This is a genomic window from Mucilaginibacter sp. P4_G9, assembly GCF_056400985.1.
In genome coordinates, this window is sequence record NZ_JBFUKF010000439.1 from 1 (window position 1) to 4063 (window position 4063).

The 4063-nt window shown below is 44.5% G+C and carries 2 protein-coding genes; both read right to left on the reverse strand.

Annotated elements, in window-relative coordinates; genetic code table 11:
- Positions 1 to 1528: alpha-amylase family protein (locus AC1DPZ_RS23305; RefSeq protein ID WP_477407959.1), on the reverse strand; the 1528-nt coding region annotated here is incomplete at its 3' end.
- 95 nt (positions 1529 to 1623) lie between these two features.
- Entirely contained in the window at positions 1624 to 3933 is a 2310-nt protein-coding gene (locus AC1DPZ_RS23310; RefSeq protein WP_477407961.1) for a glycoside hydrolase family 65 protein, read from the reverse strand.
- Positions 3934 to 4063 lie beyond the last annotated feature (130 nt).

Sequence of the window (4063 nt, forward strand, 5' to 3'; positions counted from 1 at the left end):
CCAATATACGTTGAATATTGGTATATCGGAGATAAATGTACAGCCTTGTATCAAATACTGGCTGGCGTTCGATTGCCAACATTAGCTCATAAAACTCGCCCGTTTTAATAGATTCGCTGTAGTGAAAAGGGTTTAACAGGACCTGGTAAAAGCCGCGCRGTTTTTTCTGATCGTTGGATAGCTTACCGCCATCGTAAGCACCGTTATTGATCCATTTTTGATGCTCTGGTACGCCCCAGTAATCAAATATAGAAGTACGGCCATCGTTGCCGCTAAAACCTTCGCTGCCTGCTCCCGGCTCGCCAACTTCCTGGCCAAAGTAAATCATTACCGGTCCGGTGTTCAGCGTAGCGGTCACAATCATGCCCGGTACAGCCAGCCATGGGTTTCCCGCAAAATCGGGCGAGGCTATACGCTGCTCGTCATGGTTTTCCATAAAGCGGAGCATATGCTGATCGATACCTTTGCTATCGTGGTTCCAAACGCTGTTGATGCCCCAGGTATTGGTGTTATGCTCGTTGCGTGTAAGGTTCCTTATTGTGTCGTACAAACCAACCTTATCATACAGGTAATCAAAATGCCCATTGAATATATAATCGCTGTATTTGCCTTTGTCGTAAGCTTCGCCAATGAAAACAATACCCGGATGCTCGGCCTTCATTTTCGGGATCACCCATCCCCAAAACTCAATGGGCACCATTTCTACCATATCGCAACGGAAACCGTCAACACCTTTTTGGCTCCAGTAGTGCAAAATATCATATACCTTGTTCCAAAGCGGTGGTATCGGGTCGAAATGGCCGCGGCGGTGATCCATATAATCAACCCCGTAGTTCAGCTTCATGGTCTCAAACCAGTCGTTAATAGATGGCGACGCACTAAACACATCGTTACCGGTTGCTTTGGCGGGATTCTCATCAAATTTGCCATCCTTTAGCGGGCTTTTAAATTCATCCCCTCCCGGGTTATATCCCGAGGGAACAACAAAGGGCTGGCCTGGCATATAGTAAAAATCGTTTTTGGCATCAAATCCTTTCGATTTATCATCATCCTGACCAAAATCGCGGATGCCTGCCGGTTTTACATCCGATGCATAGGTACGGGCAACGTGGTTGGGCACCAGGTCCATCAATACTTTCAAACCGTTGTTGTGGGTGCGTTTGATAAGGGCTTCGTATTCGCCGATGCGATTTTTTACATCAACAGCTAAATCGGGATCGATATCATAATAATCCTTGATAGCATAAGGTGAACCTGCCCGGCCCTTTACAATATCAGGATCATCGGCCTTAATACCATAGGCCGAATAATTTGTCATGGTAGCATGCTCAATAACGCCAGTATACCAAACATAGGTAAAACCCATTTTTCTGATCTCCTGCAGGGCTTTATCATTTATGTCGTTCAGTTTACCAGCGCCGTTCTCTTCAATAGAGCCATTGCTTTTATTGAGGGTTTTAGTATTGCCAAACAGGCGGGGCAATAATTGATATATAATAAGCTTATGATCTGTTTTCGGTTGTTCCATTTTTTTTGATCTCTTGTGATGTTTTATCTGTGCAAACGAAATTAACGGTATCATAGATATCGCTACAAAACAGACAATAACTTTATTTTTGTTCATTATGCTTCAACCAACAATTCGCCATTGGCTTTAATCAATTTATCCTTGCCATAAACCGAAACCGTAGTTTCAACAGCCGAAAGGTTTTTGATCTGTACCCCCTCTTTGCTTACCTTGATATTCAGCAGTGCTCCCCTAAAACCGATATGGAACGAGAACGAAGCCCATTTCTCGGGTATAAACGGCTGAAACAATAATTTGCCATCCCTTACACGCATTCCGCCAAAACCTTCCACAACGGCCATCCAGGTACCGGCCATGGATGTGATGTGGCAGCCATCTTCGGTATCGTTGTTATAATCGTCCAGGTCCAAACGCGCGGTGCGCAGGTAAAACTCATAGGCACGAGCCTCATCGCCCAGTTTGGCAGCCAAAATAGCGTGTACACATGGCGATAAAGAAGATTCATGTACGGTACGTGGCTCATAATAATCAAAATTCCTGCGGATGGTTTCTATATCATACTGATCTTCAAAAAAGTAGATCCCCTGTAAAACGTCGGCCTGTTTAATGTAGCACGAACGAAGAATCCTGTCCCAGCTCCATTTCTGGTTCAGCGGGCGGTCTGTAGCGGGCAGATCTTTAACCAGGATTTGCTCTTTATCAAGGTATCCGTCCTGTTGTAAAAATATCTGCTGCTTTTCATCGTAGCCATAATACATTTTATCAATGATATGCTTAAACCTTGATGTTTCGGCGCCTTCATCAAAGCTGATCCTGCTTACCAGCGCGTTGTATTTGGCATTATCTGTAGCTTTTACCTTTTCGATAACCTCCATGGTATATTCCATACACCAGGTAGCCAGTTTACTGGTATACCAGTTGTTGTTAACGTTGTTTTCGTATTCATTCGGCCCGGTTACGCCCAGCATAACATATTGCTCCTTATCCTGCGACCAGCTTACCCTTTGCGACCAGAACCTTGCTATCGCAATTAAAACTTCTAAACCATAATCGGCCAGGTAAGCTTCATCGGCAGTATAGCGCACATAGTTGAAAATGGCATAAGCAATGGCACCGTTACGGTGAATCTCCTCAAAGGTAATTTCCCACTCGTTATGGCATTCGGTACCATCCATGGTAACCATGGGGTACAGGGCGGCACCGTTTTTAAAGCCCAGTAAGGCAGCATTCGCAATGGCTTTACCCAATTGCTTATAGCGGTATAAAAGCAGGTTACGGGTCACCTTTTGCTCTGCTGTGGAAAGATAAAAAGGCACACAATAAGCCTCGGTATCCCAATAGGTAGAGCCGCCATATTTTTCGCCTGTAAAGCCTTTAGGGCCAATGTTAAGGCGATCATCTTCACCGGTGTACGTTTGGTTCAGCTGGAAAATATTAAAGCGGATAGCCTGCTGTGCCGATTCATCACCCTCGATAATGATATCGTTGTGTTTCCATTTTTCGGCCCAGGCAGCTGCCTGTTCGGCCAGCATGGTATCAAACCCTTTTTTGCTGATACGATTTAAAGTTGATGTTAACTGCCCAACCAGTTCTTCGGGTTTATAGTTTTGTGAGGACAAGTTGGCAACATATTTAATAATGCTGATGCTTTGCCCCTGCAGCGCCTGCAGTTCAATTTTTGAGGCAACATATTTTTCCTTTTGGATGGATTCTGTTTTAGGTTGGATAACCTCGCCATTTTGCACTATACTAAACTTCATACCGGTTGCCACCTCGAAGCCTGTTTTTTTGGTGCGCATCACAACATAACCGCCATCGGCCTGGTTTGCCTTGCTGATCTCGTCCCAAAACTTCTCATCGTAGTTGGAATCTTTGTTCATCACATCACCATCGATAGCCGGGGTGAGGGTGATAATACCACTAAAGTTTAAAGGAGTGATAGCGTAATTTATAGCAGCCGTTTCATCATCTGCCATGCTGCAAAAGCGACACGCTTCTACAGCAACTTCTTTGCCTGATGCTGTTTTGGCAGTGAAAGTACGTTTCAAATAACCTTCCTTCATGTTCAGTTCCCTGCGGAAGTTGCTTACCTCGCATTTGGCCAGGTCAAGCTGCTCGCCATCAAGCACAATATCAATAATAGTCCAGTTGGCGGCATTAAGCACTTTGGCAAAGTATTCGGGATAGCCGTTCTTCCACCAGCCTACACGGGTTTTATCGGGATAATAAACCCCGGCAACGTAATTACCAAGCAGGGTTTCGCCGCTATAGGCTTCCTCAAAGTTGGCCCGTTGCCCCATGCGGCCATTACCTAAACTAAATATGCTCTCAGATATTTGATGATGATGCGGGTTAAAGCCCTCTTCAATTATCTTCCACTCATCAACTTTAATATAGTCCTTCATTTAATTGCAATTGTAATAATGTTTAAGCCTTGTATATCATTGCGAGCGCGCAATGACGTATCGGGGCTCTATAATTTTAATAATTTATCCAACGTCATTTTATCTAAACCGCTTATCACTAGGTCGGCAT